This window comes from Methanocaldococcus vulcanius M7 (genome assembly GCF_000024625.1).
Lineage (GTDB): Archaea > AGJL01 > Methanococci > Methanococcales > Methanocaldococcaceae > Methanocaldococcus > Methanocaldococcus vulcanius.
The window spans coordinates 593474-619095 of sequence record NC_013407.1 but is presented as its reverse complement, the minus strand read 5'-3'; the positions used below and the strand labels follow the sequence as shown (position 1 = coordinate 619095).

Genomic DNA, 25622 nt, shown 5'->3' with positions numbered 1-25622 from the left:
AAAACCCCTCAGTTATGGCTTAGAACCTATTATTGTAAATAAATCGTATAAAGAATTGTATAATTTACAACCCAATTCTGTAAGTTCGAATTTTTCATTTTTATCTTTCTTTATAAATCCATGGCCGATTAAAAAATCCATATATTTTGAAAAGTTTCTCCAGTCCAAATTTGCTGCATACATAATTCTTGTCTTTACTTTCTCTCCTTCTTTTATGATGTGTAATATCTCGAATATAACTTCAAATTGGGAGCGTTTATATCTTCTTCTATTATTTTTTCCATTTACAATCGGAGGGGGGACTTTCATCATATTAATCACTTCTTTTTTCTTTGTAGTTATTTATATGTTTATATTTTCCTTATTAAGACCGCACTTAATCCTATTATGCTTATTATCAAAAATATGGCAATTATTATCTCATTTGTTGGTAAAGAACTGTCAACTGCCATTATCATTACTTCTGTTGGAAGAACTACGCTCGCTTTTAATAATACGGTTTGATTGTTGTCGTAGGTTAAAGGACTAATTTTTGTCAGAATTGTTCCTTTATACTTTCCCGATTCTTTTATGATAAATGTTAAATTATCCCTTACGGTCTCTCCTGGTTTTAGTGTAAAGTTATTTTTGGAGATAATAATTTCAATTTTTTTTGTATTATTTAGATCTCCTGTAGGTGTGAGTTCTACCCTAACAGGAAAATTATTTGGGTTCTTTATATACATAACACTATTCACATCTTGAGGAAGACCGTTGCTTGAATTTACCATGATGTCTATTTTTGGGGGAGATATTGCCCCACTCAGCCCGCTAACTTGCGGAAGGATTAGTATAGAGAGTGCAAGTATGAGCCCTGCAAATAATGCCAATTTTTTCATAGTTTCACCTTCAAATTAGTAATTGGAGAATATTTGTGATTAATAAGATTATAATGCAATAAACAATAAACGCCACATATAGCGTTCAATATTAACAGAGGATCAACAATATAATCAAGGATAAAAACTGTAAAAATTGTAATAAAAACTTTTTAATTAATTATTATGCGTAAATTAGTCATCTTTAATTTTCTATTGTATTGCTAAATTTAATTTATGGCTTCTTTAATTTAATTACAAATTAATTTAATTTTTTTGTAAGTTTGTTAGATTATTTTGATTTTTGTTTGATTTTAAATGGACGAAAAATTTAAAAGGATTTGGGAATTATAATCCAATTCCGTAGAATGTAATTGATCCGCCGTAGCATCCGCTTGGTAATGGTTCTGGAACATCAAGGGTGAAGTTAACTTCTAATGCATTTGCATTTCCTGGTTTTAATGGTTCGAATAATAATATTTTCACGTTATTTTGAAGTGTTATTTCGTGGTGGATAGTTGCGTTGTTGACTTTGATAACATCTGCCTCGATATTCTCAGCTGGAATTATTCCTGTTCCTCCTACTTGTGCTAATGAGGTCGCAGATACAAATACACCTACTTTTGTTCCTACATTATCAGGATCAAGGTTGTGGACTGAAACTACGTTCTCTTCTGCTGAAACGTTTTGTTGTCCTGGGGTTACGTTTCCGAAGCTTAGTCCTGTGAACGGTGCTGGTGTTGCATCGTTATCTTTTGTTACGTTTATTCCGATCATTGGGTTTAGGAATACTTTTCCTTTGTAGATTGGACCGGTGCAAACTCCATGTTTATCTCTTGCAGTTACATAGACATCAAAGCATCCGTGTGATCCTGCAGGGACTGTCCATTGTGCGTAGAATTTTAAAGTGGATAAATCACTGTCTCCGCTTGTTGTTGGATCGAATCCTGCATGTATTACATAAGCTGGATTTGCTGGATTTTGACCTTCTGGAACTAATAAGAAGTCAACTCCTGCTCCGTTTGTTTGTAAGTCCTGTTCTCCATTTGGATCACTAACATTTACATAGAAGGTTATTCCTTCTCCAGTGTAAGCGTATGGAACGTATGCATCACTTCTTAATAGGTTAGGAGCTACTCCTGATGTATTTCTATATTCATATACAGTAACTCCCTGCACAGTTTTTATAGTCATTTCGTAACTACTACTATTGACTACGGGAGGTAGGTTGCTTACAGTTGCAGTTGTTTGTCCTGTCCCGTAGGTTGTGGAGATTGCAGAGGCAGAGCCCAAAATTGCAATTCCCATTATTACAGATAGTAGCAACGAAAGCAGGTATTTTTTGAAATTATTCATTTTGGACACCTCTTTCTTTAATTTAAGATGGTTATTAATTGGAATAAATTAAAAGCATCCCATTAGAGAGAATATTAAAGATAATAACCACGATATTATGCCTCCTTCGATAGCCATATGTATCACCCCATACGTATATCGAGTTTAGCAATCTATTTATTTTACTCCATTATTTTACTTCCTTTACTATCACCTCGTTTTTGTTTTCTGATTATAATATATTACAAAATATACTAATATAGTTTATGAATGTAAAGCACAGAGTGAAAATAGATGTAATACCCACTTGTTTTTTAAATTTTTTATGAAAAGTAAAAAATAAAATAAATAAAGTAAATAGGATAATAAAAAAATTAATAGTAAATGCCCACATATAGCAAAGTTTATAGTCCCCTATATAAAGATAACGTTTACTCGTTAAAATAAATTAATCTAAGCACATTTTCGATCTTTTCTAATAATTGTCTTCCCCTTTCGGTCAAAGAAAATTTTTCTCTTTCTTCTTTAATAAACTCGTTTTTTATTAAATAGCTCATATAGTTGTTAAGTGTTCTCCAGTCCAAATTTGTGGCATACATTATATTTGTCTTTTTTAAATCATTATTCTTTATAGTTCTTAATATGTCAAAAATTATCATTATTTTGTCTCGTTTCATATTTGGTAAAGTGCTATACTTTCTTAAATCCCTTTTATATTTTTCATAATTTATTATATACTTCATGATTAATTTACATGCACTATCATCTCGATATATTTCGGGAATTTCTTTTAATGTTAAAAAAGCTTTGAAAACCAGATTTCGATCTTCTTCTAAAAATAGATCTTCAAGATACTTTATAAAGCAGGAATCATCAATTTTTCCATTCAAATAAAGATTTCCTAAAACTATAATACAATTTATTTTTAACTTAGCGTTTTTTGATACTAAAAAAGGATGAATTAAATCCATTAACCCTTCTTCCATTTCTATAAGTTTTATTGCATCATTTATCCTACCCCTCTCAATTAAGTCCTTTAATATCCGCATTCTCGGATCTTTTTCCATAATTCCACCTTTTCAAAAGATCAGAAACAGAAATAAATACAAAATAGTATTACACAATATTAGATCACTAATATTAGATTTAGTGCCAATTATATATTAAAATTACCATAAGAATTATCGTAGTATTGTTTTCTACTTCCAACTTCAAAGTTATTTAAAATTATTAAATCCTCAATTAAATCATCACAATTAAGAGAGGGATTAAAGATGTTTGGAAAATTAAAAGAGAAACTTTTAGAAACAACATCAAAGATCACTGAAAGGATCTATAAAAAAGGTGGTGAAGAAGAAAAAATAGAAGAAAAAATAAAAGAGGATAAAGTTGATAAAATTGAAGAAAAAATAGAAGAGGTTAAAAAATCAGAAAAAATGGATGAACATAAGAAAGAAAAAAAGATAAGTTTTTTTGATAGATTTGGATTAACAAGGGCTATTAAGAAGGCAATAAAAAAGGAAATTGTGATCTTGGAGGATGACATTGAAGATATTCTTGAAGAGTTGGAAATTGAATTATTAGAAGCGGATGTTGCATTAGATGTTGTTGAAAAGTTAATTGAGAATATTAAAAAAGAGTTAGTTGGAAGAAAAATAACTCCTGACGATGATGTAGAAGAAATAACAATAAACGCGATTAGAACTGCTATAAAAAACATATTATCTCAGAAAAAAATCGATCTTGAAGAAATAATAAAAGCCAACAAAGCGAAAGGAAAACCCACAGTTATAGTTTTTGTAGGAATAAATGGAACTGGAAAAACAACAACAATTGCAAAATTAGCTTATAAACTAAAACAGAAGGGATATAGTGTAGTTTTGGCAGCAGGGGACACGTTTAGGGCAGGTGCAATAGAGCAGTTAGAACAGCATGCCAAAAATATTGGTGTTAAAGTTATAAAACATAAACAGGGAGCGGATTCTGCTGCTGTTATATACGATGCCATACAGCATGCTAAGGCAAGGGGGATTGATGTTGTTTTGGCAGATACCGCAGGAAGGCAGGCAACAAATGCCAATTTAATGGAGGAGATCAAAAAAGTAGTTAGAGTGACAAAGCCGGATTTAGTAATATTTGTAGGAGATGCTTTAACCGGAAACGATGCAGTTTATCAAGCAGAAGAATTTAACAGAGCAGTTAATATTGACGGAATAATCTTAACTAAGGTTGATGCTGATGCTAAGGGAGGGGCTGCTCTTTCTATCGGTTATGCAATTGGAAAACCAATACTTTACTTAGGTGTGGGGCAGAGATATTCGGATTTAGTTGAGTTTAATGCCGATTGGATGGTTAAAAAATTATTTGGAGAAGAGGAGTTTAAGTTTTCAACAGAAAGAGAGTTTTAAAAAAAGATTTATTAGTTTTATATGTTTTCCTATCTTTACTCTTAATTTTACTTTTTTATTATGAAGATCTAATATTTAATTATGGTTATAGTATATTGCAATATATTTACAAATGTATATTTATATAAACTCATTAACTACTTTTTAAAAAATAAATTAAAAGATATGTAGAAGTAGAAGACAATATAAAAATAGAAATAAAAAATAGAATTAATAAAACTTTAAGCTTTATAAAATAAAATAATAAATAAATTAACGATAGATAAAAACGAGTTATGGGAAACTATGGAAAGTTGGATCGAATTGAAAAAAGGAGTCAATGCTTTAAAAAGTAAAATTAATGGAAAAGTATTGATAGCTACTCACATAGATACAGATGGTTTAACTTCGAGAGCTATTCTGCAAAAATTATCTGAAAGATTGGAATTAGATGCTGATTTTATGTTTTTAAAACAGATTACTCAGCGGAGTATTGAAGAGATCCCATTTAACGAATACGATCTTACAATATTTGCAGATCTCGGAAGCGGACAATTAAGGATGATAAAAAATAAATTAGAGGAATTAAAGTTAGCGGATAAAGACAGCAAAGTAATAATTTTAGATCATCATCAACCAGAAAGCATAAAGCTTCCAAGGAGTATTATTCACATAAATCCTCTAACAATTGGAAAAAGTGGAGGAGAAATATGTGGTGCAGGAGTATCATATCTTTTTGCAAGAGAGGTAAATAGAGAGTGGACTGATCTGGCTAAATATGCTGTTTTAGGGGCTGTTGGAGATGTTCAAAATATCGAAGGTAAGTTAATAGGTTTAAATAGGTTGATTCTTGAAGATGCAAGATTAAGAGGAGATATTTTAATAAAATCAGACCTGCAAATGTATGGCAGACAGACGAGGCCTTTGTTTGTGTCTATGAGATATTGGGCAGATGTTAGAACGGATCTCCTTAATAATGATTCAAGAATAATAAAATATCTCCAAAATATAAGCAAAAAGTATGATATAGAGATCGATCCATCGTTGAGGTTGGCTGAAATTCCTTTTGAGCATAAACGAATTATAGGTAGTGAACTTTTGATAAAGTGTCTAAACTATGTTCCAAATCATTGGACTTCTTATATTCCAAAGGTCATATTTGGAGAGGTTTATGAGTTCAAAGGGGAGGATTTTGGTTCTCCTTTGAGGGATTTAGAGGAGTTTTCAACTTGTATCAATGCATGTTCAAGATACGGGGATTATGAAACTGCTCTAAATGTTTTAATGGGAGATAGAGACAAATACTACAAAAAGATGTTATCAAATTTAAGAAGGCATAGAAACAATTTAAGAAAAGCATTAGAACACGTTAAGAACGATGTAGATATTATTAAAAAAGAAAAATTCCAGTACTTTGAGACGGATAAGATTATGCCAAACATTGTGGGAATAGTTGCTGGAATGAGTTATTCTATCGAGGACGTTGATTGGATGAAGCCGATATTTGCAATTTCTGAGGGAGAGGAGGGATATAAAGTTTCTGCAAGATGTCCTAAACTGTTATGTTTTGCTGAAAATGTAAACTTAGCAAGTGCAATAAAGTATGCTTCTGAGAAGGTTGGTGGAAGTGGTGGAGGGCATAAATTTGCCAGTGGAGCATATATTCCAAGCGATAAAAGAGAATTTATAAAGTATTTGGACGTTGCATTGGGATAGGCCATAATAGTTTTCTAATTTTAAATTTTTTAATCTTTAAATTTCAATTGTGTAATTTAAAATAAAAGAGATGCAAAGATTAAAGCAGTTAACACATACCCCATAATTTTGGTTAATCTACTTCCGGTATATGATCTTGTTAAATCTCTTTTTATTTGAGCAAGTTCTTCAAGTCCCTCATTATTTGTTTGGATGTGTTGAACTTTAACATTCATATTTTCACCTCCAATTTTTTTGTTCCCAATGTTATAATTAAAAGAAGTCATATATATGCTTTTTTGCTCATGAAAAATCATGATAAATGTTTTTAATGAAAAATCATGACAAATTTTTGAAATTTATAATGAATAATCATGATAGATCCCTAAAACAGAAAAATTTTAAGATAATTTCAAAATATTTAAAAATAATTTAAAAAATCAAAAATTATTATAAAATGAATTAAATAAAGAAGTAAAAATAAAATTAGCAAGATTAACTTAATAATTGCTAAACTTATTTTATAAAGTAATGCCATAAATAACGATTAGATAATCCCAAAAACCATCATAAAATTAAATTACGGTAGAGAGTATGCTCATAATACTGACAGGACTTCCAAGCGTTGGAAAATCTACTTTTTCAAAAAAATTAGCAGAAATTTTAAACAAACTTGGGATCGATGTTATTGTGTTAGGTAGTGATATGTTGAGAGAATCTTTTCCAGCGTGGAGAGAAAGTTATGAGGAATTTATAAGAAAAAACACGCTATATCTCATAGAAAACGCTTTGAAAGAGTATTGGGTAATCGTGGATGATACAAACTACTACAACTCTATGAGAAGAGATCTAATAAATATTGCCAAGAAAAATGAAAAAAATTATGCAATCATTTATTTAAGAGCTCCTTTAAATACTCTTCTTCAAAGAAACGTAAAAAGAGGGGAGAAGATACCAAATGAAGTGATTGTTGAAATGTATAAGAAATTTGATGAACCGGGAAGAAAGTATCGATGGGATGAGCCGTTTTTGACCGTTGACACTACCAAAGAGATCGATTATTATGAGATTGCAATGCGTTTAATTGAAAAATCCAAAAAAAAGGATGAGAAAGTTAGAGATCGGGTTGAAAATAGCATAAGTAAAGATTACAGTATTATAAACGAGATAGATAAGGAAACAAGGAAGATCGTTGGGGAATATATAAAACGTATTAAACCAAAAAATAAGGAGATAGATCGTATAATAAAACTCAGAAAAAGATTTATAAAAAATCTTAAAAATGAAGAGGATATTGATGTTTCCAAGGCCATAATAGAGTTTAAGAGGTTGCTTGAAGAAGAAGGATAACTATAAATATCCCCAATATCATAATAATAATTTGTGCAATATTCACAACTAAGATAAGTTAAATTAAATGTTAAATAAAACTATTAAGATAATTAAAAGTAAAATAACATAAAAGTGGGGTTTTAACTATGACAGAAGAAAAAGACGTTAAAGAGATAAAAGTTGAAGTTCCTAAAGAAATTGCTGAGAAAATAGAGAAAATTACAGGATTTTTAAACTCTTTAAAAGATAAAAAAGAGTTGGTTTCTAAAGAGAAAGTTGAAGAAATGTTAAAACTTATTGATGAAGTTAAAGATAAATTGCCAAAACTGAATATTGATGTTGAAAAATTAGCCAAGATCTTAGAGGGTAGCGGAAGTGAAGTTAAAGTCGTATTTAACAACCTAACGATCGATGGAGAAGTTGGACTAAAAATAATTCCTCTAAAAAAAGAAAAAAGCGAGAGATAATTGATTAAAAATAAAAAATAAAAAAAGAAAATAAAAAGTGAGAATCTTGGACGAAGATGTTTTTTATTACCTAACTTATTTAATTTTATTCCAGGACTTAATAAAAGGGGGAGATCTATCTCTGATACTTGGAAATATCTTAACAATAACCATCGAAAGTCATCGTTTAACTGTCGATGTTAAAGATCTCTCCTTATTAAAAGAATTTTTTAATATTTTTCAATTTTCAAAGGAATCTGAAAAATTTAAAAAATTTAAATCTCTTTTTGATAAGATTGATGACTTAAAATATTTTTTGAATAATCTTTCAAAAATCGCAGATCTTTTTGTTAAATATAAAAAAACGTTTATTTTAAAGTATAGGGGAAGAGATGTTTTAATAATTGGCTATGAAGTTAGGGGAGGATTATTTTTCAAAAACATAAAAATAGTCAACAAAATAATGCTAATAAAGATGATAAACGAATTAAAAAGTTAAAAAAGTTTATGCTGAAAGAATAGCATACATTTCCTCTGCTTTTTCGTAGATCTCTTCTTCATCTAAGGTAATTATATCTCCTTCTCTCATCACTATTTTTCCATCAATTATAACATCATCTACGCATCCATTGAAAGAATAAACAAGATGCGATTTTATATTACTAATTGGCCGTAGTTGTGGTTTATTAACGTTAATAAGAACTAAATCTGCTAAATATCCTTCTCTTATATCTCCTGCTTTTACATTCAGAGCTTTTGCTCCGTTTTTTGTTGCAAAATTAAACGCCTCCTCTGCTTTAACTATTGTTGGATCTAATGTTGTTCCTTTGTGCAGTATTGCTGAGCATTTAATCTCTTCAAATAGATTTAGATTATTATTGCTTCCACATCCGTCTGTTCCCAATGTTGTATTAATTCCTTCGTTTAAAAGTTTTGGAATTGGAGCGATTCCAGAAGCAAGTTTTAGGTTGCTTATTGGGTTATGGGATACGGAGATATTTTTCTCTTTTATTATCTTTATTTCTTCTTCGCTTAGATGAACGCAGTGTGCTGCGATAACATCAACTCCATCAAAAAATCCAAACTCATTTAAATAGAGAAATGGTTCCTTTCCGAACTTTTCTTTTATCATTTTTATCTCATCTAAGGTTTCATTCATATGTATGTGTATTGGAATTTTATATTTTTTTGCCAGTTTGTTAACCTCGAGGAGTAGTTCTTTGGAGCAAGTATAGGGAGCGTGTGGACCAAGAGCAGGAGTTATTCTCCTATTGTTTAAATCTTTTATATAATTAATATATTTTTCAGCGTTTTTAATTTCTTTCTCTCTTTTTTCTTCATCAAATAGATCTATCATTCCATACGCTAACACTGCCCTCATTCCACTTTCGTCAACTGCTTTTGCAATCCCTTCCAAGAAAAAATACATGTCATTGAAGGTCGTAGTTCCTGTTTTTATCATTTCAACACAGCCAAGTAGTGTTCCCCAGTAAACTATTTCTTCATTTAATTTCGCTTCCATCTTCCATATGTGATTATTTAACCACTCCATTAATGGTAAGTCATCAGCTACTCCTCTAAATAAGGTCATTGGAATGTGAGTGTGAGTATTTATTAATCCAGGGATTGCTATTTTTTTTGTCCCATCTATAATTTCCATCTCTTCTTCTTTTTTAATTTCTCCAATTTTTTTGATGATATTATCCTCTATTAAAATATCCTGCCTTTTTCCATTTACATAAACATTTTTTATCAGTATCAACATTTCACCTCTTTTTACTGCAAGTTGTGAAATTTAATAAAGTAATCGAAAAATTCTTTAAACTCCTCTAATGTCTCTTTTTTATATGCTAAGTAGTTGTGTAATATATAACGCTCTTTTATCTGAGGATCTTTGTTTTCATTTGCAGGAAGTATAAAGTCGTGAGGAACTGTAAATATAAATAATTTTTTCCTTAGGAGAGGATCTAATTTCTCTCTAAGTGGGTTTATGCAGTATTTTGCAACATCTTCTTCTGATGATAGGTAGTTGTATCCCAATTCATTTAATTTTTCTCTGTGAGTTTCTAATGTCTTTATATACTGGCTTATAACTTCATCAAACTCCTCTTTAATTAGCCAGAATGGATGTCTTGTTTTAAAGAATTTTAATCTTTCTTCAACTAATTTATGGAACTTTCCTTTTTCAAGTAAGCGGTATTTTCCATCCTCAGTGGGTTCATAAAGGTTGTAAAGTATTGAGCTCCTTACGATTATTAAATAAGGTATTGAGGTGTATTGTAATAGAGAGTAGTATTTTTCGAAACAGAGGGTGTTTTGGGGCCTTACCACTTCTATGTTAAATTCATCCATTGGTATGTTGAAGTAGTCGGCTAAATCAAAGAGTGGCAGATCTCTTAAAGCGGAGCTTAGTAAAATCACTGCATCAGATAATAACATTTTTCTTGTAGTTCTATCTAAAATTTTTGTATTTATTTCTTTTTCAAGTTTTTTTATTGTATTTCCTATGTGGACATATCTTGTGCACTTTTTAGGTCGATAGAATCTAAATATATCTGAGGTTATCTTTTCATCTATGAAGTGTAGTGAGTGGAGTATAATGATCGTCTGCGATTCGATGTTTTTAATATCCCTAAATATTTTTGAAAATCTTTTCTGATATTTTTGATAAAGTTGAATAAACGGAGCATCTAATAGCACAACTTTCGAATCATAGCCATATATTAATGTAAGTATCTCTAAGATCTTTTTAACTCCTAAGCCAGCCATGTTTAATGGGACTTCTATTTCTTCAGAGTATATTACAATATCTGGCTTATTGTCATCTAAAATCACATCAAAGCTTAGTTTTCCTCCGTTAAACATGAATTCAAACATCTCTTTGATCTTTAAAAATTTCTTTCTAAGTTTTATGTCAGCGTTGTTTTTTAAAAAAAATAGATAACTACTAACCCAATCGTCTGTTAAAAGGCCTAATTGCATACTATTAACTGTCGAGTTTTTAAAAAGTTCAAGAATTTTTGATTTCATTTTTGAGTTTTCAGTGCTATTTTCAATACTTGCAAGTAGATCAACGATCATACCATCTGGAATCGAGACCTTTCCCTTATTTGGAAGGTAATCTTCATAAAATATAAGCCCATTTTCATATATTTTTAATAAAATATCATTTAAAGATACATCATTCATCTCTGTGATCTCATAACCAAAAAATTCTGCTATATATTTAAGATCTTCGAGGATCTCATCATCCCAAGGATTTTCTTTTGAATATTCAACTACTTTTTTAAGAGATATGGTCATGTTATTTGCTGTCAATTTTTTTAGAGCAATAAGAACAATAAAAAGTTTTAAAAATACATATTCCATTTTTAAACGCTTAAAGTATCCTCCATACTTTTCTATATTCTCTCCTATTGCAGTATTAAACTCCTCATAACTCTTATCTTTTTCAATTAAAATTGCAGAATTTCTTCCCTCAATCAATGTTGTAAAAAATATCCTCCCTCCTTTTTCATAAGCGTCAATTATTGAATTTATTGTAGAAGTTATTATGTTTTTTAACTCATTTATTGCAGAGATCACTTCTACATTTCTATCTAATTCTTGAAGGATTTTAGAATGATCTATTAAGTCAGGAATCATTGTTGAATATCCTTTCTCTTTTAAGTAGGATTTTATCTCTTCAATATCTCTTTCTAAATTATTTAATTGCACTAAAAAGTGAGGTTTATGGCAATTTAGTTGAGAACATTCCCAAATATATGATCCAGAGGAAAAGTAATCGATTATTACATCTATTATGTTGATGTTCATGTTGTTGCAGGTCTTTACTAAGTTTGGAGCATATAGTTTGAAAAAGACCTTCAAAAATCTTGAGATGAGATTTTTATCGAGGTTATCAAATTCGACTCCAATTTCAATACTCATTGATTTTTTCTGTTTGTCATGCAAATACAATTCCAATTCCTGAATTGTCATTTTTTCATTGATTATATTTTTTAAAAGTTTTAAGATCCTAAATAAGTTTGTCTTTCCGACGTTGTTTGGCCCAAAGATTATAACAACATTCCCCTCCCCAAACTCTATTTCGAAATCTTCAAAAGATAATAAATTTTTAGCTTTAACGGAGGTTATCTTCATTATTTCACCGTAGTTGATGTTATGTATCAAATCTAAATTTTTCTAAATTTTAATTGATCAAATTTATTCATTTGTGTCTTTTAATTATAGAGCGTTATATTGTTGTGTTATTAGATTAACTACATTATTATTTATTTTTTGATTATTTTAAAACTATTTATTATTTATGCTTTCGGTAATCGTCAAATTTGGAACGATTTTTATCTTATAATTTTAATTTCATGAATTTTCAATTTTTTAAATCTTTGATCTATTTCAACACATTTTTATATACCCTAAACTTTTATTATTAAAAGAGAAAACCATAAAACACAAGTTATACATGAAACCCCAAATATATAAAATACAAAACGCTTAAATAATTAATCTCTAAAATTAAAATTAAAAAAGTTCTGTTGGTGAAAAAATGGTTAAGATATTCTATGATAAAGATGTTGACTTCAATGCAGTTAAAGACAAAATAATAGCAGTTATCGGATACGGAAGTCAGGGAAGAGCTCAGGCACTTAATATGAAGGACAGTGGGTTGAATGTTGTAGTTGGATTAAGACCAAATGGATCTTCATGGGAAAAAGCCAAAAAGGATGGACATGAAGTAATGAGTATAGAAGAAGCAGCAGAAAAGGCAGATATTATCCACATTCTAATTCCAGATGAGGTTCAACCAGCAGTTTACAAAAAGCAGATTGAACCCTACCTAACAGAAGGAAAAACAATAAGCTTCTCTCATGGATACAACATCCACTATGGGTTTATAAAACCACCAGAAAATGTTAATATAACAATGGTAGCTCCAAAAAGCCCAGGAGCAATGGTTAGGAAAACATATGAAGAGGGCTTTGGAGTTCCTGGTTTAGTAGCTGTTGAGAGGGACTATACAGGAGATGCTTTGCAAATTGCATTAGGAATGGCCAAGGGTATTGGATTAACAAGAGTTGGAGTAATACAAACAACATTTAAGGAAGAGACAGAAACGGACTTATTTGGAGAGCAGGTTGTTTTATGTGGAGGAGTTACTGAGTTAATTAAGGCAGCGTTTGAAACATTGGTTGAAGCGGGCTACGCTCCAGAGATGGCTTACTTTGAAACATGCCACGAGTTGAAGTTGATAGTTGATCTGATCTATCAGAAAGGTCTGCAAGGAATGTGGGAAAATGTTTCAAATACTGCTGAATATGGCGGTTTAACAAGAAGAGAAAGAGTTATAAATGAAGAATCAAGAAAAGCGATGAAAGAGATTTTAAAAGAAATACAAGACGGAAGATTTGCAAAAGAATGGAGTTTAGAGAGAGAAGCGGGCTTCCCTCACTTAAATGCTTTAAGAAGATTAGAAAAAGAACATTTAATAGAAAAGGTCGGAAAGGATTTAAGGAAAATGTGTGGATTGGAGAAAGAATAAAATTAATAAATTAATAGGATTTCTTTTTTATTTTTTCAGATATGTTTTTTATTTTTGTTATTAATCTTATTATTATCTTTTTAATTTCTCTATTTTGATTGATTCTATACGTTATCCTAAAAATCCAATAAATTTTCCCAAGCAATAAAACACCCCTATCGATGCTCCAATATTTGACAGAGTTGCTACAAGCAATACTCTAAATAAGTTATTGTTTATTAATTCCTTTATTGAATCAGCGTTTATTATTCCAATTAAGTCCTTATCTGTTATTTCTCTATATTTTAATTCAACTAAACCAGCAATTGTTCCAACGGCTGCAAGAGGTAGGGGAACAAGTGTGGTTATCGGTGCTGATAGAAATGCAACAATTGCAGTTATTATTTTCCCTCTTGCCAACAAGACCCCGAGGGCTGATAAACCCCCTGTAAATAGAATCCACTGGAATGTTATCATCTTTAAAAGATCGGGATTGTTAATTGCATAATAAACTGCATAGATAAAAATTCCTATTATAATTATTGAAACAACATAGGTTGAGAGTTTCATTACCGAAAATTTTTTTCTTGGAACCCTTATAAGTTCTATTAAATCTATATCCTCCCCTTCTTCTAATTTCTTTAAATATTGTTTTATTCCATTAACGTGTCCTGCTCCTACAACTGCAAGCAGTGAATTTTTCCCCTTGCTTAATTCAAACAATTTTTTAGCCATAAATCTATCTCTTTCATCTACTAAAACTTCATAGATAGTTGGTGAGATCTCCTTTAATAATTTTATAAATTTTTCTGGATTTTCTACCATCTCCTTTAAGAGATCGCTATCTACTTCAAGATCATCTTCGCTGGCATTTAAAAGATCCCAAAGAATTTTTATCTTCTCTTTAAAAGACATTCTGGAAATTAATCTCGATAATGTTATATCAATGTCTCTATCAATCAAAAATATTGGTAAACCATACTCTCCTGCAATTTCAATAGCTTTTTTCATCTCGCTACCTGGTTTTATTCCAAGACCCTCCCCTATTTTTTTCTGAGAATTTGCTAAAATCAAATATATAAAAAATCTTATGAAATTACCTTCTTTTAGAACTTTTTTTAGATCTATATTCTTCTCCTCATTAGATAAAAGGGAGAGAAATCTTTTATTATCAAGTTCTACTGCGATCCCTTCGGGATGTAAAGTTGAGACCGCCTCTTCTACTTCTTCAATACTCTTTTTTGAGACGTGGGCCGTTCCGATGAGATAAATATCACATTTATTAATTCCATTGAATATGGTTATTTTTTCCAAAATGATCACCAATTATTCAATCTTTGATCTGTATTGATTCTTTTACTATAAATAGTTATAAATGAATATATTACATAATCCTTAGCCCCATAATATTGCAATGTGTTAATATATTGTTATTATACCTTAATATGTATCGGATCAAATTTATATTTATATGGCATATATAAATAATCTATAAACTTATAAAAACAGCCATGATAAACAACACTTTTTGTGAGAGTATGAGAAAGATCTATTTTATCTCAGATACTCATTTTGATCATGTAAATATAATAAAATACTGTAATAGGCCGTTTTCCAGTGTTGAGGAGATGAATGAAACAATAATCAAAAATTGGAATAAGGTTGTTAGAGATAAGGACTTAGTTTATTTTTTGGGGGATTTTGTTCTTAGTAAAAATAAAAAAGAAAGAGTTAGAGAGTATTGCGAGCAATTGAATGGAGAAATTATATTCATAAGGGGAAATCATGATAAAATAGGAGATAAATTTAAAATAATATCTCATAAAGATATTAGATTCATGTTAATCCACAATCCTGATAGCTGTAATGCTTTAAACTTTGAGGGATGGGTTATTCATGGACATCATCATGGAAATTTTTTGGATAAGTATCCTTTTTTTAATTGGAAAGAGAAAAGAATAAACGTATCCGTGGAAGTTGTTAACTACATGCCAATTAGTTTAGATCTTATTATAAAATTGATAAAAAAAGAAAAGCAGAATATTAAAAAGATTGATGATTTATTTATAAATAAAGAAGTTATTTAAACCATGCATCTAATGTTTTTTGCTTTGTTTTATTTGCGATTAAAGTATATAATCTATCAACGTGCTTTTTTACCCTTTCATAGTTAAAATCATTTTCATCTACTAAAAATTTAATTATCCCTTCCTTATTTGGTAATCTCAAATTTACAGAGTATTCATCAGTGATTTTTGGTTCTTTAAATATTTTTCTTATTTCTTCGTAGTTTTCCACCTCCTTTTTTAAAACATCCTTAGCAACTCCGCTTTTAACAAGTTCATAAGCTCTTTTAAATCCTATTCCTTTAACTCCTCCGGGGTTGTAGTCGGTTCCCATCAATATCGCTATATCAATAAGATCATCCAAGGATATTCTTAACTCTTCCAATACATCATCTAAGTTTATCAATTCGGGCATTTCCTTAGTTGTTGTTAAGTTTCTAACGACTCTTGGAGCCCCATATAACAAAGAATCATAATCTTGACTTACTACTGCCCATACGTCTCCTTTTTTTGCCATATAACTGGCTTGTGCTTCTCCTTCTGATGGAGCATTTACGTATGGAATACCCATTAATCCAAGTAAGTATTTGCAATTATCCACAATTTTTGGGGTTAGATAACTTGCCCTCTTTGCAAATTTAGCCACTTCATCCAAATTTTCTTTTTTCATTGCTTCTTTCATTTTTTCTTCTGCTTGTTCTTTCATATGTCTTCTCATTTTTCTGGTTTTTTCTTTTAATTTCGGTGGTTCTCCATCAAAAACCCATATTGGAGTTATATCATTTTCTAATAAATGTATTGTTTTATAGAAGATTCCGTTGTAGGCGGATGTAATTTCTCCTTTTTTATTTTTTAGTGGAGATCCATCTTTTAATCGAATTGAGGTTAAAAATTGATAAAGAGCATTCATTCCATCAATAGCCACTTTTTTTCCTTTTAAATCGTCTAAGGATATTTGTCTTTTTGGAATAAAATCTCCAAATTGCACTCCCATATCTATCCCTCGGATGTTTTTATTTTTATGAATTCTGTTTTTAATGGTTTTCTTAATAAATAAATGTCTAACAATAGGAACATTAAAGAAGATTAGGTATTAAATTCCAATAAATGTAGTATTAGCGATGTAAAATTGACTTGAAAATCATAAATGTAATTAAATAATAATTAAATATAAATAATAAAAAGAGGAGTTTAAAATATTTAAACCTTTTTAATTTATATGTTAACTTTTAACTTTTCTGCTGAAATAACCTCCAGCAAATCCAACGATTCCTCCGATTACTGCTGAAAGAACTGTGGTTGTGAAATTTCCATTCGAATTTCCTTCACAACTTACTGTTGTTTGTTCTTCACTACCACTATTTTCTACTGCAATTTCGCTAATTCCGCTACAATTTGTTTTATTTAAACATCTCATAACGTCTATGTCCATTTGTGCATAGTATGAACTGTATTTATAATACATAACTTTTGATATTGTGTCATTTAATGTATTTGCATATTCATAATATCCGAGAGCTGATATTGGAGTTATTCCCAAACTTTCAGCCAAGTTTATTTTATTTCTTGCATATTTTTTGGAATAATCAATATCTCCAAACATCACTAATGGAATTTCGGCCTTTACACATGTGTCTATACTTTCAGCAATTGTTAGTAAATAATCCCCCTCTTTGTATGCTTTTTTAGCTGCTTCTAAATCATTTTCAAGTTCATCTGTTGGCAAGTTCGGAAATACTGTTTCTACATATGTAGATATTGTTTCTGCATTATCTAAATACTGCTGAGCAAGTGGTTTTAGTGTGGAGTTGTTTATCTCTTTTCCAGTATTATTCTCTTTTAAAGAAACCCACCAAACTGCACTCTCCCCTCTTAACTTAGCAAAACTTCCGTATTTTATTGCATTTTCATAGTTTCCAAGATAGTAAGATTTCCATGCATTGTCTAATAGTTTTTCTGCTTCTGCAATTCTTATTCTTCCTGCCAACACTTCTTCAAAATTGGAGGTAGTTACGTTCTTTGAGTAGACAATTTCTTTATCATGATTGATGTCTAATTGAACCCTATTTAAAAATGTTTTAACATCTTCATCTCCTGTCAAATAGTTTAGGGTATGTTCTATGGTTTCAAGTTTAATTAGGGCATTAAATGCTGAGCATGTTGCAGAGTAGTAATCATTTTTTAAGTATTCATCGTTTGCTTTATCTAAAAGTGCTTTTGAAGAAGATAGTTCACTTAGTAGCATTTTTTGATATTCATAACCGATATATGGAGTATTTAGTGCATTTGAGAGATAGTTATATTTTTCATTGGCTATTTTTAATATCTTATCACATAAATGCTTCATTATCTCTTTGTATTTCTCTTCTATCGCAGGATTCTCAGGATATTGCTTCATAACTATTTTCTTTCCTGTAAAGTAGGGAATCGCATCGTAGATACTTCCAACTTCTATAACTTTAACTCCAAGTTTTTTACCAAAAGCAACTGCATCAACTTTATTTCCATCCACATTAATATATCTCTGCCCTTTTGGAATCAACATAATCGTGCAGTTTGCTTTTTTAGCTGCCTCGATTTTTTCAAGAATTCCTCCAACGGGCCCTATACTACCGTCAGGATTTATCATTCCTGTCATCATAACATGTTTGTTTAAGCTCCAATTCATTAGATCGCATATTATTCCTATTGTCATAGTTCCTCCTGCAGATGGCCCGCCAACAACCGGTACATCGCTTCTAACCGTTATATATACATTATATTTGTTCATATCTTTTCCTGTTATTTCTCCTGCAACTTTTGCAGCGATTCTTGCAGATCCTTGCATATCCAGTTCAGTTAAGGGAAGGGTATCCATAAAAACGTGTCCTGTTCCTTTACTCACATTTATTTGTATGTTTATTGGAACACCTACATAACCCATGTCTGTTAAAGAAACGGCAGGAGCTTTTATTATTACGGCACTTACTGAGTTTAGTATGAAAATTGCCAGTAGTATAGCTAAAATTTTTCTCATAATTTCCCTCCCAGTTTTCATAAAAGAAAGTATTTGCATTAGAACATTTTAATACGTTAGTATGAGATATTTATAATACCCAATTTTAAATATTTAATTTTAAGTTAGTATAATATTTTCAGTATGGCACATATTACATATTTTCACTTCCGATATAAAAGTTTTAAAAACCTTAATTAAAAGTATTTAAACATTATATCTCTATTTAAAAATTTTTAAAAAAATAAAAAAAATAAAAACTTAATATCTAACTTCCAAAATACCCCTATCCCATTCTAAATAATGCCCCTTTTCTCCAACTTTTGACATGTTTATTATTGGAACTATCGCAGGTGTTGGATTTATCCCCATTCTCTTCTGAAAATCTGTTTGCTCTTGAAACGTTCCACTGTTAACTAAAACCACACCCCTATAAAGACCATAACCGTTTATATGGATATGTCCAGTGTGTAGAATATCTATATCCCTATCTATAACAAGATAATCCTTATGTTCTGGAGCTATGGGGCATCTTCCTCCGTATGTAGGGCAGAGTAATCTCCTTTTTACAAGTTCTTTCATAATGGTTACTGGATTTTCATAACTTGCATTTTTTATTTGTCCTACTAAATCGTCAAAACTCCTTCCGTGGTATAGGAGAGTATCAAATCCATGTATATTTATGGTGGATGGATTTCCTACAAAGTAAATATTATCTCTATTAAACAATTTCGTTATCTTTTCTGGAAGTTTTGGTTGTGGTTCTGCTGGTCTAACTGCATCGTGGTTTCCGGGAGAGATGATAATGCTAATATGCTCTGGAATTTGTTCCAAATACATTGCAATCTCTCGATACTGCTCTATAATATCAACTTCGTAGAGATCGTCCTCCTGCCCTGGATAAACACCAACTCCATCAACTAAATCTCCCGCTATGCATATATATTTTAATCTACTTACAACTTTTTCTTCTAATTCGTTATCGACATCTCCATTTAAAAATCTAATAAATTTTCCAAACTCTTTATGTAAAAATTCTTTACTTCCGATGTGAATATCAGAAAGAAATGCCATGTATATCTCTTCATCTATTTTCTTTATTGTTTTTGGTGGTAGAGCAGGTCTTATTATCTCATCCACGTAGATGGATGTTCCCGACTTACTTACCATTCCTTTAACTCCTATAACTTCATCCAAGAGTAGTTCATCTTTCAGTATCTTGTCTATCTTATCTTTTGGTATTATAAGGGTTATTTCATCTTCTGTATCTTCTATTCTCACTATCACGTTTCCGTTTCTTGTAGTGTCTATATCACTAACTATCCCAACTACAAAGACATCCTTCTGCCCCCTCATTTTTCTGATGTTTTTTAATGGATAACCCTTTCTTTGAGCTCTTCTTTCTATAAAAACTTTAAGTCGCTCGAATCTGTCTTTAAAGTATTTTACAAAGTCCTCAATAGTTCCTGTGCACGTAGATTTCCCTGAAACATCAGAATCATCGTATATTTTTATTCTCTCTTCAATATCTTTTGCAACCCAATTTATTTTATTATTTACACTTTCTCTTATTTTTGAGATTTCAATATAACGTTTTTTTCTTTCGTTTTCTATATCAGTATTGGATTTGTCTTTTTCTTTTTCAAGTAAATTTTTTAGTTTTTCTTCTAAATCTTCTTCAGATCTCTTTACAAACTGCTCTTTTTTATGATCTAAAGGATATGTTAAAAATTCAGATTCTTTATTTTTCTCTTCTTTTTTCTTATCTTTATCCTCTATCTTTTCTTCCTGCTTCTCCTCATAAGACGTTTTTTCTCCTGTATAATACTCAATAAAGTCAAAATTTTTATAATCTTTTATTATTGTATTGAGGTTTGAATTTAAAAACACATCTAAAAATTTTTCATCAAGTAAGATAAATGAATCATTGTATTTTTTAAATTCACTGATTTTTTTAATTAGTGTTTCTAAATTTTCCTTCGAAATATTTTTTATCTTCTCATATGCCTGTGGAGATAAGAGAACCTCCTCATCTAAAAATCGGTTTATAATTTCTTTTTCTTTCACTGTTTTATTATTGTCTATTTTCATTTTCAACCCTCTCTTCTACTTTCTGGGCTTTCTCCTCTATTTTTAGGTTTTCTTTTATTTTTTCGTTTTTAAGATGGAGATTTATGTTATAGCAGAGATAATCTAAAGGGTGTTTAATTTCTCTTTTTTTGCAGATCTCGTCTGGATTACAGTAGTGATTCAGACCTTTTCCATTGTCATTTTTCCAGTTTTTACAGTATTCGCAATGAGTTAATCGTCCATGTCCTACTTTATAGCCAATATTGTGCATAATATAGTATCTTGTCTTTTTTTCGTTAAAGTCCTCTACATTCTTAAAAAGCATTTCTATTAATTCATCAATAAATCTCTCTATTTCCTCTTCTGAGGCAATATCTGTGGCAGAAACATTTATTATATTCCCATCTTTATCAAGAGGTCTTAAATTTGGATTGAATCTTGCACAAAACCAATAAACCACAAAACTCCTTCTTGCATAGTGAGATGGGGATCCTCCACTTAGAATATCATTTAAAATTCCCCTAATACATGGAGGATGCCAATCAAAAGGAATTTCTCCTTCATAGATCGGGGCTTGTATGCTCTCAACTGCTTTATATTTGATTTTTTCTTTGAGATAACTTGTAATCTCATCTAATATGTTTTTTATAATAGAATCATCAGGTAAAGGGACTTTTTTTGCCATATCTCCAAGATCTTTTAACTCTACTCGGATCATCTCTCTTGCATAAATTTCTTTAACATCTTTTATATTTACTACCCCCCTTTCTAAATCCAATCTTTCAAGATGCAAATCGTTGTTTCCAGATCTTGATGCTATTCTTATAAACTCCCAGACCCTTTCATAATTTTTAAGATCTTTGGCTATTTCGCTCTTTTTTATTTCGGAGTATCTTCTGATGAATGCATTAAAGTATGGTGTGTGGGATAGAATAACAATCAAAAGAAAATCTATTAATTCGTCTAATTTTTCTATGTCCGTTTGATATATTGTAGAATAATTCTGTAAATCTTCGTTATATTCTTTTTTAAATTTAATATCTTCTTCAAAAATACTTCTAAGTTTAGAGAGGATAGGTAGTTTGTATGTTTTCACTGCATTTAAAAAATCCAGGTCTTTAAACTCATCTATGTATTTAAATAACTTTATCATATTTATCACGAGTTCTTAGTATTTAAAGTTTTTTCATATTCAACAATGGCCTTTACGTGAGGATAGGAAAGTTTAACAGATCTCTCCTTGTTTATTTCTTTCAATATTCTCTCTTGTATTTTTGTTTTAATTTCTGCCTTTTCATAGACGTTCACTAAATAATACACTTTTATATAAAATGAAGTTCTTGTTATTCCCACTCTAATAACTGGTTTATTTGCCAACTTTCTTGAGATTAGATACTTCCTTTTAGACCATTTTTCATACAATTTAAGCATTAAATTTCCTACAACTTCGTTAGTCGACTCAAAAACTATCTGTTTGGCTTTTTCTACATCACTATCGTGGGTGAAATGGAGAACAATACTATCCCAAACGTATGGTGATCCCTTTGTTAAGTTTTCTATTGCAGTTGTGAATATATAAGAATTTGGAATTATTAGAACTTTTCCAGTAGGTTCAAAATTATCGGCAGTTAGTTCACTTAGATAGAGATGCTGTGTGTCTATATCAAACACATCTCCTGCCCCTATATTTTTTATAGAAATTCTATCTCCTATTTTTATCGTTCTTGTATATAAAATTACTACCCATCCAGCAAAGTTCAAAATTGGCTTTTGCAATGCATAAGTTATCGCAGCACCAATTAAACCAACAGAGACAACCAGAGAAGAGACATTTTTATAAAAAACTCCAAATATCATTAAGGCAATAGCAACGTAGACCATATATTTAAATATGTAATTTAGTGTTAAATATTCCCCTGCTTTTTCCTCTTTCTTTCTTGCATACTTTTTAAATATTTCAGACGCAATATCAATAAAAATAAGACCTGACAATATAATAACAAACACAATGATAATCTGGTTTTGATACTCTGCAATTATATCCACATATCTCCCAACATTAAAGATCGAGATTAAATAATGCAATAAAAACACAAGTAGTAAAATCTTAATTCCTAACTTAACCTTACTTACTGACATAATAAAACCTCTCTTGAGGGATAGTTTGCTACTAAAAAGTAATTTCCTATATGGAGAAGATTTTAAACTTAGGAAAGGTGTCCTAATAATTGAAGATGGAATGATTAAAGGATTTACAAACGAAGCATATAATTCAGATGATGTATTTGAATTTAAAGGATTTGTAATTCCACCACTTATAAACGCCCACACCCATATTGCTGACAATAGTATAAAGGATATAGGTATTAATAAAAGTTTGGATGAGTTAGTTAAACCACCTAACGGTTTAAAACATAAATATTTAAGTGGTTGTGATGAAAAGACGTTAATAGAGGGAATAAGATTTGGATTAAGAGATATGAGAGAAAACGGGATAAAATATTTTTGTGATTTTAGAGAAAACGGAATTTTAGGAATAAACATATTGAAAAAAGCAATGAAAAAAGAGGGAATTGAGAGATGTCCAAAAGGGATTATTCTGGGTAGGCCAGCAAACTTAACAAAAAAGGATGTGGAAGAGGTTATAAAAAGTTCTGATGGTTTAGGATTGAGTGGAGCAAATGAATTTAAGGATGAAGATCTTAAAATGATATTTAAAATCTTTAAAAAATTTGAAAAAAGTACAAAAAATAACTACCTCTATAAAAAATTATTTTCGATACACGTTGCAGAGCATATGGGAGCGGTTAACTTTTCTTTAAAAAATTATGGAGAAACAGAGGTTGAGAGATTAATAAATCTTGGAGTGAAACCAGATTTTGTAATTCACGGCACACATTTAACTGATGAAGATATTATCTTGCTTAATGATAAAAAAATCCCTGTGGTAGTGTGTGTTAGAGCGAATCTATCTTTTAATGTTGGAATGCCAAACTTAAAAAAGATGAGTGAGAATTTGCTCTTAGGAATTGGGACGGATAACTTTATGGCAAATTCTCCATCTTTATTTAAGGAAATGGACTTTATTTATAAACTGTATCATCTCGATCCAAAAGATATTTTGAGGATGGCAACCATAAACAATGCAAAAATTTTAAATATTAAAGATGTTGGGCTGATAGATGAAGGTTTTAAGGGTGTTTTTACATTCATAAAAAAGAGCAATTCAGTAGTATTTTCAAGAAATATTGTTGCTTCAATTATTACAAGATGTGAAAAAGGAGATATTGCTAATATTTGGATTTAATCCCTCTTTTCAACAACTATCATCCTATCCGTGCAAGTAAAGCAAGGATCACAACTTGCTATTATTAATTCAGCGTCAGAAATGTGATGATCTGGTAAGATTGCTTCCATACACGCTAAGTTCGTAGCAGTTGGAGTTCTTATCTTTACATGTCTAACTCTTCCATTCTCATCAACACCGTAGGAGTAGTAAACTTGCCCTCTTTGAGCTTCGTTATAAACATCTATTGGTTTAAATTCCTTTATTTCATAGTTTGGGTTGTATATTTTGTTATCCAAAGTTTTTAAATCATTTAGACCTTGTTTAATTATTTTAACACTTTCGAGACATTCGTAAAATCTAACTGCCAATCTACTAAAAACATCTCCATCATCAAATAAAATCTCCTCAAATTCAAAATTATCATAGATAGGAACTTGTCCCATCTTTCTCATATCACTATGCACTCCAGAACCCCGAGCAGTTGGTCCAAGAGCGTGCAATTTTTTAGCGGTTTTTTTATCCAAAACACCAACATCCTTTATCCTTGACATGATCATTGGATCATTTACTGTTCTTTCCAATAATTTTTTTAATTTTTCTTCAAATTTCTCTAATCTTTCCAATAAAGAGGGGATCATACTATCTCTTATATTACATCTTGGTCTTATTCCTCCAATAATAGGACATGAGTTTTGAGCTCTTCCCCCAGTGATCTCTTTCAACATCTGCATAATCGGTTCTCTGATCATAAATGCTCTAAATGCCATTGTTTCAAATCCTAAAACCTCAAATGCATGCCCAAAAAGCAACATATGCGAGTGTAATCGCTCATATTCCTCAACTATTGCCCTTATATACTCTGCCCTCTCTGGCACTTCTATTTCACTTCCTCTTTCAGCAACAGTTACATTACACCACACATGAATATGAGAACATATTCCACAGATCTTCTCAGAAATAATACTTATCTTCTCAGGGGGAAGACCTTCCATTATTAATTCAATTCCCCTATAATTAACGCCGATAACAAGTTCTGCCTCTTTTATTATTTCATCTTCAATAAACAATCTTAATCTATGCGGTTCGAGCATTGTTGGATGAACAGGCCCAATGGCAATCTCTCCTTCACACTTCATAATTTAACACCTACATTCATATTTAGACATGTTTGGTTAATTTAATTCAAAACTTTTATAGTTCAGAGAACAGTTCATTATTCGAACATTTATGATAGCAATTTATATTAACAGAACTAACAAACAAAACATAAATCCATAGATATGAATATTTAGTGAATATCCCAGATCTATCATAATTAATAATGATAATTTACCTTAACCTTTTATATAGTTTTGTTTTAATTATGAGGTAGAGAAAAGAAATATCTTAATAGTTAATTTGAAGATAATAATCTAACAACTAATCCGATCAAATTATTTATAAGATTAGTAAGTGGAGTAATTTAAAAAGTCGTTCAAAATTTTAAGTTATCTACCCTATAAAAATTAAAAAAATTAAAATCAAATCAGAACGATCTAAATAATATTAACTAAATATTTACTAAATTTATTCAAATCGAAATTAAAAAAATCAGAATTATTCTAACACTCAATAAAATGTATAAACAAA

At 30.3% G+C, this 25622-nt stretch carries 22 protein-coding genes; 8 read left to right on the top strand and 14 right to left on the bottom strand.

The annotated features are described in order from the left end of the window. Positions 1-12: 12 nt before the first annotated feature. From METVU_RS03225 to METVU_RS03210, 4 genes are all read right to left on the bottom strand, one after another. A complete protein-coding gene (locus METVU_RS03225; RefSeq protein WP_015732741.1) occupies positions 13-312 on the bottom strand; it encodes a winged helix-turn-helix domain-containing protein in 300 nt (99 codons plus the stop codon). A 38-nt stretch (positions 313-350) separates the two neighbouring features. Continuing rightward, the gene (locus tag METVU_RS03220; protein ID WP_015732740.1) at positions 351-878 is read right to left on the bottom strand and encodes a hypothetical protein; all 528 of its coding nucleotides are present in this window, start codon (positions 876-878) and stop codon (positions 351-353) included. A gap of 327 nt (positions 879-1205) precedes the next feature. Continuing rightward, positions 1206-2213, bottom strand: a complete 1008-nt coding sequence (locus tag METVU_RS03215) for a hypothetical protein (RefSeq protein WP_015732739.1) — start codon at positions 2211-2213, stop codon at positions 1206-1208. Between the two features lie 410 nt (positions 2214-2623). After that, positions 2624-3259, bottom strand: a complete 636-nt coding sequence (locus tag METVU_RS03210; RefSeq protein WP_015732738.1) for a winged helix-turn-helix domain-containing protein — start codon at positions 3257-3259, stop codon at positions 2624-2626. A gap of 207 nt (positions 3260-3466) precedes the next feature. Between METVU_RS03210 and ftsY the strand changes: the two genes are divergently transcribed. Together ftsY and recJ are read left to right on the top strand one after the other, a co-directional pair. Next, entirely contained in the window at positions 3467-4600 is a 1134-nt protein-coding gene (ftsY, locus tag METVU_RS03205) for a signal recognition particle-docking protein FtsY (protein ID WP_015732737.1), read from the top strand. Between the two features lie 285 nt (positions 4601-4885). After that, positions 4886-6295: a single-stranded-DNA-specific exonuclease RecJ gene (gene recJ / locus METVU_RS03200; protein WP_015732736.1), complete on the top strand. Its 1410-nt coding sequence runs from the start codon at positions 4886-4888 to the stop codon at positions 6293-6295. A 56-nt stretch (positions 6296-6351) separates the two neighbouring features. Here recJ and METVU_RS09060 read toward each other — a convergent pair whose 3' ends face one another. Continuing rightward, positions 6352-6510, bottom strand: a complete 159-nt coding sequence (locus tag METVU_RS09060) for a hypothetical protein (RefSeq protein WP_015732735.1) — start codon at positions 6508-6510, stop codon at positions 6352-6354. 358 nt (positions 6511-6868) lie between these two features. Here METVU_RS09060 and pstK point away from each other — a divergent pair, with 358 nt between their 5' ends. The 3 genes from pstK to METVU_RS03185 all read left to right on the top strand — a co-directional run bounded on the left by pstK (position 6869) and on the right by METVU_RS03185 (position 8551). Further along, positions 6869-7624 carry an L-seryl-tRNA(Sec) kinase gene (gene pstK / locus METVU_RS03195; RefSeq protein ID WP_015732734.1) on the top strand — a complete coding sequence of 252 codons (756 nt, stop codon included), beginning with the start codon at positions 6869-6871 and terminating at the stop codon, positions 7622-7624. Between the two features lie 128 nt (positions 7625-7752). After that, positions 7753-8073 carry a hypothetical protein gene (locus tag METVU_RS03190; RefSeq protein ID WP_015732733.1) on the top strand — a complete coding sequence of 107 codons (321 nt, stop codon included), beginning with the start codon at positions 7753-7755 and terminating at the stop codon, positions 8071-8073. Positions 8074-8110: 37 nt separating this feature from the next. After that, entirely contained in the window at positions 8111-8551 is a 441-nt protein-coding gene (locus METVU_RS03185) for a hypothetical protein (protein ID WP_015732732.1), read from the top strand. 6 nt (positions 8552-8557) lie between these two features. Here the strand turns inward: METVU_RS03185 and dadD are convergent, their stop codons facing one another. Next, positions 8558-9814, bottom strand: coding sequence for a multifunctional 5'-deoxyadenosine/S-adenosyl-L-homocysteine/5'-methylthioadenosine deaminase (gene dadD / locus METVU_RS03180; RefSeq protein ID WP_048196762.1), 1257 nt, complete (start codon positions 9812-9814; stop codon positions 8558-8560). A 14-nt stretch (positions 9815-9828) separates the two neighbouring features. Beyond that, positions 9829-12195 (bottom strand): AAA family ATPase, encoded by a 2367-nt coding sequence (locus METVU_RS03175; protein ID WP_015732730.1) that lies wholly within the window; start codon positions 12193-12195, stop codon positions 9829-9831. A gap of 406 nt (positions 12196-12601) precedes the next feature. Between METVU_RS03175 and ilvC the strand changes: the two genes are divergently transcribed. Next, positions 12602-13594 carry a ketol-acid reductoisomerase gene (ilvC, locus tag METVU_RS03170; RefSeq protein ID WP_015732729.1) on the top strand — a complete coding sequence of 331 codons (993 nt, stop codon included), beginning with the start codon at positions 12602-12604 and terminating at the stop codon, positions 13592-13594. Positions 13595-13705: 111 nt separating this feature from the next. Here the strand turns inward: ilvC and METVU_RS03165 are convergent, their stop codons facing one another. After that, entirely contained in the window at positions 13706-14896 is a 1191-nt protein-coding gene (locus tag METVU_RS03165; RefSeq protein WP_015732728.1) for a TraB family protein, read from the bottom strand. Positions 14897-15111: 215 nt separating this feature from the next. On the opposite strand from METVU_RS03165, the gene METVU_RS03160 reads away from it, so the two are divergent. Beyond that, positions 15112-15660 carry a metallophosphoesterase gene (locus METVU_RS03160; protein WP_048196759.1) on the top strand — a complete coding sequence of 183 codons (549 nt, stop codon included), beginning with the start codon at positions 15112-15114 and terminating at the stop codon, positions 15658-15660. Here the strand turns inward: METVU_RS03160 and fen are convergent. The 5 genes from fen to METVU_RS03135 form a co-directional block, all read right to left on the bottom strand. Beyond that, complete coding sequence (fen, locus tag METVU_RS03155; RefSeq protein ID WP_015732726.1) at positions 15653-16633, bottom strand: flap endonuclease-1; 981 nt, start codon at positions 16631-16633, stop codon at positions 15653-15655. The two genes, METVU_RS03160 and fen, sit on opposite strands and share 8 nt — an antisense overlap. A 228-nt stretch (positions 16634-16861) precedes the next feature. After that, positions 16862-18655: a S16 family serine protease gene (locus tag METVU_RS03150; RefSeq protein WP_015732725.1), complete on the bottom strand. Its 1794-nt coding sequence runs from the start codon at positions 18653-18655 to the stop codon at positions 16862-16864. Between the two features lie 240 nt (positions 18656-18895). Further along, positions 18896-20725: a DNA-directed DNA polymerase II small subunit gene (locus METVU_RS03145; protein ID WP_015732724.1), complete on the bottom strand. Its 1830-nt coding sequence runs from the start codon at positions 20723-20725 to the stop codon at positions 18896-18898. Beyond that, a complete protein-coding gene (locus tag METVU_RS03140) occupies positions 20709-21857 on the bottom strand; it encodes a hypothetical protein (RefSeq protein WP_015732723.1) in 1149 nt (382 codons plus the stop codon). Before METVU_RS03140 ends, METVU_RS03145 begins: the two co-directional genes overlap by 17 nt. Before the next feature lie 5 nt (positions 21858-21862). Then, positions 21863-22843 carry a mechanosensitive ion channel family protein gene (locus METVU_RS03135; protein WP_015732722.1) on the bottom strand — a complete coding sequence of 327 codons (981 nt, stop codon included), beginning with the start codon at positions 22841-22843 and terminating at the stop codon, positions 21863-21865. A gap of 25 nt (positions 22844-22868) precedes the next feature. Here METVU_RS03135 and METVU_RS03130 point away from each other — a divergent pair, with 25 nt between their 5' ends. Further along, on the top strand, positions 22869-24011 hold the full coding sequence (locus tag METVU_RS03130) for an amidohydrolase family protein (protein ID WP_015732721.1): 1143 nt from the start codon (positions 22869-22871) through the stop codon (positions 24009-24011). On the opposite strand, the gene METVU_RS03125 is transcribed toward METVU_RS03130, so the two are convergent. Then, positions 24008-25129, bottom strand: a complete 1122-nt coding sequence (locus METVU_RS03125) for a hydrogenase large subunit (RefSeq protein ID WP_015732720.1) — start codon at positions 25127-25129, stop codon at positions 24008-24010. The two genes, METVU_RS03130 and METVU_RS03125, sit on opposite strands and share 4 nt — an antisense overlap. Positions 25130-25622: the final 493 nt, after the last annotated feature.

What these genes read in the sequence shown, in the direction of transcription:
- METVU_RS03150 (WP_015732725.1), bottom strand. Translation starts at nt 18,655, where the DNA reads ATGAGAAAAATTTTAGCTATACTACTGGCAATTTTCATACTAAACTCA.
- METVU_RS03140 (WP_015732723.1), bottom strand. Translation starts at nt 21,857, where the DNA reads ATGATAAAGTTATTTAAATACATAGATGAGTTTAAAGACCTGGATTTT.
- METVU_RS03160 (WP_048196759.1), top strand. Translation starts at nt 15,112, where the DNA reads ATGAGAAAGATCTATTTTATCTCAGATACTCATTTTGATCATGTAAAT.
- METVU_RS03135 (WP_015732722.1), bottom strand. Translation starts at nt 22,843, where the DNA reads ATGTCAGTAAGTAAGGTTAAGTTAGGAATTAAGATTTTACTACTTGTG.
- METVU_RS09060 (WP_015732735.1), bottom strand. Translation starts at nt 6,510, where the DNA reads ATGAATGTTAAAGTTCAACACATCCAAACAAATAATGAGGGACTTGAA.
- pstK (WP_015732734.1), top strand. Translation starts at nt 6,869, where the DNA reads ATGCTCATAATACTGACAGGACTTCCAAGCGTTGGAAAATCTACTTTT.
- METVU_RS03210 (WP_015732738.1), bottom strand. Translation starts at nt 3,259, where the DNA reads ATGGAAAAAGATCCGAGAATGCGGATATTAAAGGACTTAATTGAGAGG.
- METVU_RS03220 (WP_015732740.1), bottom strand. Translation starts at nt 878, where the DNA reads ATGAAAAAATTGGCATTATTTGCAGGGCTCATACTTGCACTCTCTATA.
- METVU_RS03145 (WP_015732724.1), bottom strand. Translation starts at nt 20,725, where the DNA reads ATGAAAATAGACAATAATAAAACAGTGAAAGAAAAAGAAATTATAAAC.
- recJ (WP_015732736.1), top strand. Translation starts at nt 4,886, where the DNA reads ATGGAAAGTTGGATCGAATTGAAAAAAGGAGTCAATGCTTTAAAAAGT.
- METVU_RS03125 (WP_015732720.1), bottom strand. Translation starts at nt 25,129, where the DNA reads ATGAAGTGTGAAGGAGAGATTGCCATTGGGCCTGTTCATCCAACAATG.
- METVU_RS03215 (WP_015732739.1), bottom strand. Translation starts at nt 2,213, where the DNA reads ATGAATAATTTCAAAAAATACCTGCTTTCGTTGCTACTATCTGTAATA.
- METVU_RS03190 (WP_015732733.1), top strand. Translation starts at nt 7,753, where the DNA reads ATGACAGAAGAAAAAGACGTTAAAGAGATAAAAGTTGAAGTTCCTAAA.
- fen (WP_015732726.1), bottom strand. Translation starts at nt 16,633, where the DNA reads ATGGGAGTGCAATTTGGAGATTTTATTCCAAAAAGACAAATATCCTTA.
- METVU_RS03175 (WP_015732730.1), bottom strand. Translation starts at nt 12,195, where the DNA reads ATGAAGATAACCTCCGTTAAAGCTAAAAATTTATTATCTTTTGAAGAT.
- ftsY (WP_015732737.1), top strand. Translation starts at nt 3,467, where the DNA reads ATGTTTGGAAAATTAAAAGAGAAACTTTTAGAAACAACATCAAAGATC.
- ilvC (WP_015732729.1), top strand. Translation starts at nt 12,602, where the DNA reads ATGGTTAAGATATTCTATGATAAAGATGTTGACTTCAATGCAGTTAAA.
- METVU_RS03225 (WP_015732741.1), bottom strand. Translation starts at nt 312, where the DNA reads ATGATGAAAGTCCCCCCTCCGATTGTAAATGGAAAAAATAATAGAAGA.